This is a genomic window from Aquibium carbonis (genome assembly GCF_003970795.1).
GTDB lineage: Bacteria > Pseudomonadota > Alphaproteobacteria > Rhizobiales > Rhizobiaceae > Aquibium > Aquibium carbonis.
The window spans coordinates 38,342-44,341 of the sequence record NZ_RWKW01000011.1 but is presented as its reverse complement, the minus strand read 5'-3'; the positions used below and the strand labels follow the sequence as shown (position 1 = coordinate 44,341).

Genomic DNA, 6,000 nt, shown 5'->3' with positions numbered 1-6,000 from the left:
CCAGCGCCACCACCGCCACGCCGATGGCGCGGGTGTCCACGCCGATCACATGGCCGGTCGCCGGCGCCGGCACGGCGCGGATCACCGGCGCCTCGGGCAGGTGCCGACGGCAGTTCGCGACGAAGTCTGTCGGCCCGCCCAGTGCGGCGACCATGCGGTCGAAGGTCTCGGCGGCCTGTCCGCTCTCCAGCGCGCGGCGCGCCATCGCCTCGCCCTCGACCGGGGAAGCGGATAGCCGGGCGGCGACGAGCATTTCGGCGGCGAGCGCCAGCGTCACCTCTGCGAGCCGCGGATCGCGCATCCGCCCGGTCAGGAAGTCGACAGCGTTGACCACCTCGAGCGCGTTTCCGGCCGCCGAGGCCAGCGGTTCGCTCATGTCGGTGATCAGCGCGGTGGTCGCCAGTCCCGCGCCGTTGGCGACCTCGACCAGGCTCTTCGCCAGCCCGGCCGCGTCGCGGCTCTTCGCCATGAAGGCGCCATTGCCGGCCTTCACGTCGAGCACCAGCGCCTGAAGCCCGGCTGCGAGCTTCTTCGACAGGATCGAGGCGGTGATCAGCGGGATCGACTCCACCGTCGCCGTCACGTCGCGGATGGCATAGAAGCGCTTGTCGGCCGGCGCCAGGTCCCCGGTCTGGCCGATGATGGCGCAGCCGACGGTCTTCACGGTACGGCGGAAGAGGTCGTTAGCCGGCTGACTGACATAGCCGGGGATAGAATCCATCTTGTCCAGCGTCCCGCCGGTGTGGCCGAGCCCCCGGCCGGAAATCATCGGCACGAAGGCGCCGCAGGCGGCCGCGATCGGCGCCAGCATGAGCGAAACGTTGTCGCCGACGCCGCCGGTCGAGTGCTTGTCGACCACCGGGCCGGGCAGATCCCAGGCGAGCACGTCGCCGGAATCGCGCATGGCGAGCGTCAGCGCCACGGCCTCGTCGCGGCTCATCCCGTTGAAGAACACCGCCATGGCCAGTGCCGCGACCTGTCCCTCGGTGACGCTCTCGTCGGCGAGGCCGCGGACGAAGAAGGCGACCTCGTCCGACGTCAGCGTCTTGCCGTCGCGCTTTTTCCGGATGATTTCCTGCGGGAGCATCAGGTGGCCCCCGACCGCCAGACCGCAGCGTCGAGCTTCTTCGCGCCCCCCTCTGGCCTGCCGGCCATCTCCCCCACAAGGGGGGAGATCGCTCGCTCGGCAGTCTTCGCCAATCGCCAACGTCGCAGGAGAAGCGTCGAGGCCGAAGCCGCCGATCTCCCCCCTTGTGGGGGAGATGCCGGCAGGCAGAGGGGGGCGCCGTAGGGCAAAGACATCATGACGAGACCACCCACCCTCACACCCCGAACGGCGTCCAGATCGACTTGATCCGCGTCGCCCGGAACAGGAATTCCTCGCCCTGTCCCTGCGCCGGATCATGCCAGTCGCGCGCCTTGCCGTGGTTGACCCAGGTGGCCTTGAGATTGCCGGCCGATTCGCGCTCCACCATGGCGCTGCCGTCCGCCGAGCCGGCATACCAGCAGGCGGCGATGTCGTCGTGTCTGGCCATCACGACGGCGAGCTGGTCGCGGTCGCCGGTGACGATGTTGACCACGCCGTCCGGCACGTCCGACGTGTCGAGCACCTGGTAGAGGTCGCAGGCCGCCAGCGGATGGTGCTGCGAGGGCGTGACGACGACGCGGTTGCCCATGGCGATCGCCGGCGCCACCAGCGAGACGAAACCGAGCAGCGGCGCCTCGTCCGGGCAGGAGATGCCGATCACCTCGAAGGGTTCGGGCAGCGCCAGCGCCAGCATTCGGCCCTGCGGCGCGCGCACGCGGCCGTCATGCTTGTCGGCGCGGGCGGCGTAGTGGACGATGCGCGCCACCGAGGCCGCCACCTCGCGCGTGGCCTGCTTGGAACCGACGCCGGTCATGCGGTCGATGCGGGCGGCGAACTCTGCGGCCCGCAGTTCGAGGTTTTCGGCCAGGAACCACAGCACCTGCGCTCGGGCATGGCCGGTCATGTCGGACCAGGCGTCGGCCTTGCGCGCGGCCTCCACCGCGTTGCGGATGTCCTTGCGGCTGCCCCAGCCGGCCTCGGTGATCAGCCGGCCCTTCGGGTCGAGCACCGGATAGGAATAGCCCGAATCGGGCCGCATTTGCCGGCCGCCGATGTAGAGCTTCACCGTGCGGTCGAGCGACGCGGACACCGAGCCGGGACCCGCGTCGCCATCGACCGGCACCGGTGCCGGCAGCGCCTTGCCGGCGGGCACGGGCCGCGCCTTCTTCTCCCAGGCCGGCACGAGATATTCGAGCATGCCTTCGCGGCCACCCTCGCGGCCGAAGCCGCTTTCCTTGTAGCCGCCGAAGCCGACGGCGGCATCGAACAGGTTGGTGGAATTGATCCACACCACGCCGGCCTTCACCTTGCGCGCGGCATCGAAGGCGACGTCGAGATTCTGCGACCAGATCGAGGCGGCAAGGCCGTAGCGGCTGTTGTTGGCGAGCGTGACCGCCTCGCCCGGCGTGCGGAAGGTCATCGACACCAGCACCGGCCCGAAGATCTCCTCCTGCGCCAGCGCCGAAGCGGGAGAGACGCCGGTGAACAGGCTCGGCGGGAAGAAGCATCCCTTTTCGGTCGCCCTGGCGAACGCTTCGTCCGCCCAGGACGGCTGCCACAGCGTTGCGCCCTCCGCCACCCCGGCCTCGACCTTGGCGCGGATCGAGGCGATCTGCACCGGCGCGACGACGGCGCCGATGTCGGTCGACTTGTCGAGCGGCGAGCCGACGCGAAGCCGCTCCATGCGCGCCCGCAGCTTCGCGTGGAACCGGTCGGCGATGCCCTCCTGCACGAGGGCGCGCGAGCCGGCGCAGCAGACCTCGCCCTGGTTGAACCAGATGGCGTCGACCACGCCCTCCACGGCGGCGTCGATGTCGGCGCTGTCGAACACGATGAAGGGCGACTTGCCGCCGAGTTCGAGCGAGAGCTTCTTGCCCGAGCCGGCCGTCTGGCGGCGCAGCAGTCGGCCCACCTCGGTCGAGCCGGTGAAAGCGAGCTTGGCGAGGCCGGGATGGCCGGCCACCAGCGCGCCGGTGGTGCCGCCGCCATTGACGAGGTTGAAGACGCCGGCCGGCAGCCCGGCCTCGGCGCAGAGCTCGGCGAAGGCGAGCGCCGTCAGCGGCGTGTGCTCGGCCGATTTCAGCACCACCGTGCAGCCGGCCGCGAGCGCGGGCGCGACCTTCCAGGCCAGCATCAAGAGCGGGAAGTTCCACGGGATGATCTGGCCGCAGACGCCGGCCGGCGCATGGCCGGGGAATTCGTCGTCGCGCAGTTCCGCCCAGCCGGCATGGTGGTAAAAGTGCCGCGCGACCAGCGGCACGTCGATGTCGCGCGTCTCGCGGATCGGCTTGCCGTTGTCGAGCGTCTCCAGCACCGCGAGGAAGCGGGCATGCTTCTGCACCTGGCGGGCAATGGCGTAGAGATGGCGCGCGCGTTCGGTGCCCGACAGCGCCGACCAGGACTTGAACGCCGACGTCGCCGCCTTCACGGCCGCCTCGACCTCGGCCTCGCCGGCTTCGGCGACCTCGGCCAGCAATTCGCCATCGGCCGGATTGCGCACTTCGAACGTCGTCCCGTCCGGCTTGGTCAGCCGCCCGCCGATGAACTGGCCGAACCGGCCGCCATGACGCGTCAGCCAGGCGCGGACATGGCTGTCTTCCTCCGGCGAGGGGCCGTAGTCCATGCTGTCGAGGATGGTCACGATCTTGTTCATCCGCTGTGCCTCACGCCATCCCGTGCCGGTCCGTCGACGAATAGCGCCCCGTCACGAAATGCTCGAGCTGGCGCTCGATGTCGGAGAGCAGCGCGCTGGCGCCGAAGCGGAACATGTCGGGGTCCAGCCAGTCGCGGCCCAGTTCCTCCTTCATCAGGATCAGCCAGGCGAGCGCGTCCTTGGCGGCGCGGATGCCGCCGGCCGGCTTGAAGCCGACGCGCTGGCCGGTCCGCTCCAGGAAGTCGCGGATGGCGCGCACCATGACGAGGCTGACCGGCAGCGTGGCGTTGACGCCTTCCATGCCGGTGGACGTCTTGATGAAATCGGAGCCGGCCATCATCGCCACCATCGAGGCGCGGTAGACGTTGGTCAGCGTCTTCAGTTCGCCCGTGGCCAGGATCGCCTTCATGTGGGCATTGCCGCAGGCTTCGCGCATCAGGCTGATCTCGTCGTAGAGCGCCTGCCAGTTGCCGGTCAGCGCATGCGCCCGGGTGATGACGATGTCGATCTCCTCGGCGCCCTCGCCGACCGCGTAGCGGATCTCGGCCAGCCGCTGCTCCAGCGGCGTCAGCCCGGCGGGAAAGCCCGTCGCCACCGAGGCGACCGGGATGCCCGAGCCTTCGAGCGCCTTCACCGCCGTGCGCACCATCGTGGGATAGACGCACACCGCGCCCGTCGTCAGCCGGCGGCCGGTCAGCCCCAGCGCCTCGACGAGATCGTCGCGCAGCGGATGCCGCGCCTTGGCGCAGAGCCGCTGCACGCGGCCCGGCGTGTCGTCGCCGGCCAGCGTCGTCAGGTCGATGCACTGGATCGCCTTGACCAGCCAGGCCGCCTGCCACTCCTTCTTCACCGAGCGACGGGCGCCGAGCGTGGCCGTCCGGCGCTCGACCGCCGACAGGTTCACGTCCACTGCGTCGAACCAGTCGGCCTGGAACGGCACGCCCTCGACGCGCGCCTGCGGCTGTTCGATCCTCACCAGCCCGGTCGCCATGCCGGACGCGGGCTCGGCGGTTCTGGCGTTCATCAAATCTCTCCGATCGCCTTGCGCAGGATCGCGGCCAGGCGCGCGCCGCCCAGCGGCGCCATGTCCTTGGTCTCCTGATGCGAAAGCTCCTGGCCGGTCATGCCGGCCGCCAGGTTGGTGATCACCGAACAGGCCGCGACCCGCATGCCGAGGAAGCGGGCGAGAATCACTTCCGGCACGGTCGACATGCCCACCGCGTCGGCGCCGACGATGCGGGCCATGCGGATTTCGGCCGGCGTCTCGAAGGACGGGCCGGAAAACCACATGTAGACGCCTTCGTGCAGCGGCGTGTCCGTCGCGGCGGCGGCGGCCTTCAGCGCCGCGCGGATGCCCGCGTCATAGGCTTCCGTCAGGCCCACGAAGCGACGGTCGGTCGGTTCGCCGAACAGCGGGTTGGAGCCGGAAAAATTGATGTGGTCGGTGATCAGCATCACCGAGCCCGGGCCCATCTCGGGCCGCAGCGAGCCGGCGGCATTGGTGAGGACGAGCTTGGTCACGCCGATCCCGGCGAGCGTCTCCAGCACCGGGCGCATGGCGGCGGCATTGCCATGCTCGTAATAATGCGCGCGGCCGGCCAGCATCAGCACCGGCGCCCCTCCGAAGCGGCCGGCGACGATCTGCCCGGCATGGCCCGAGACGCCGCTGACGGGAAAACCGGGCAGATCGCCATAGGGAATGCGCACCGCATCCTCCAGGTCGTCGACGAGGCCGCCCAGGCCGGAGCCGAGCACGAGGGCCGTGTCCGCCGTTCGCCCGGCCAGCTTCTCGACGAGATGATCGATCGCGGTCTTCACTTCAGAATGTCTCCCTGGAAGCCCAGGGGAAGCATGGCCCCCAGGGTCGTTGTCTCCACTATACCGGTTTCGTCGCACAAATGCAGCTTCGTGTCGGCGCGGCCGAACTCGGCCAGTCGCTGCCGGCAGCCGCCGCAAGGCGTGATGCGGGCCATGCGCTCGGCCAAGACCGCCACTTCCGCGATCTCCCCGCCGCCGTCCATCACATAGTGGCCGAGCATTGTCGTCTCGGCGCACCAGCCCTCCGGATAGGACGCCACCTCCATGTTGGCGCCGGCATAGATGCGGCCGTCAGTGGTGCGCAGGGCGGCCCCGACCGGGAATTTCGAGTAGGGCGCATGCGCCCTCGCCATGGCCTTGCGCGCTGCTTCGAAGAGATCGTGGGACATGGGGGCTCCGGGGGAAAATCGGCAGTCGGCAGTCGGCAGTCGGCAGTCGAGAT

The 6,000-nt window shown here is 70.0% G+C and carries 5 protein-coding genes; all 5 read right to left on the bottom strand.

Annotated elements, in window-relative coordinates; genetic code table 11:
- The coding region (gene deoA, locus EJC49_RS03930; RefSeq protein WP_126698162.1) for a thymidine phosphorylase at window positions 1–1,087 on the bottom strand (1,087 nt) is incomplete at its 3' end.
- 235 nt (window positions 1,088–1,322) lie between these two features.
- Complete coding sequence (locus EJC49_RS03920) at window positions 1,323–3,740, bottom strand: aldehyde dehydrogenase family protein (RefSeq protein WP_126698160.1); 2,418 nt, start codon at window positions 3,738–3,740, stop codon at window positions 1,323–1,325.
- Between the two features lie 10 nt (window positions 3,741–3,750).
- Window positions 3,751–4,731, bottom strand: a complete 981-nt coding sequence (gene deoC, locus EJC49_RS03915; RefSeq protein WP_210211746.1) for a deoxyribose-phosphate aldolase — start codon at window positions 4,729–4,731, stop codon at window positions 3,751–3,753.
- A gap of 32 nt (window positions 4,732–4,763) precedes the next feature.
- Window positions 4,764–5,558: a purine-nucleoside phosphorylase gene (locus EJC49_RS03910; RefSeq protein ID WP_126698158.1), complete on the bottom strand. Its 795-nt coding sequence runs from the start codon at window positions 5,556–5,558 to the stop codon at window positions 4,764–4,766.
- Window positions 5,555–5,947 (bottom strand): cytidine deaminase, encoded by a 393-nt coding sequence (cdd, locus tag EJC49_RS03905; RefSeq protein ID WP_126698157.1) that lies wholly within the window; start codon window positions 5,945–5,947, stop codon window positions 5,555–5,557. Before cdd ends, EJC49_RS03910 begins: the two co-directional genes overlap by 4 nt.
- Window positions 5,948–6,000: the final 53 nt, after the last annotated feature.

Excerpts from the sequence above, each read along its gene's own strand:
- cdd (WP_126698157.1), bottom strand. The coding sequence starts at position 5,947 with ATGTCCCACGATCTCTTCGAAGCAGCGCGCAAGGCCATGGCGAGGGCG.
- deoC (WP_210211746.1), bottom strand. The coding sequence starts at position 4,731 with ATGGCGACCGGGCTGGTGAGGATCGAACAGCCGCAGGCGCGCGTCGAG.
- EJC49_RS03920 (WP_126698160.1), bottom strand. The coding sequence starts at position 3,740 with ATGAACAAGATCGTGACCATCCTCGACAGCATGGACTACGGCCCCTCG.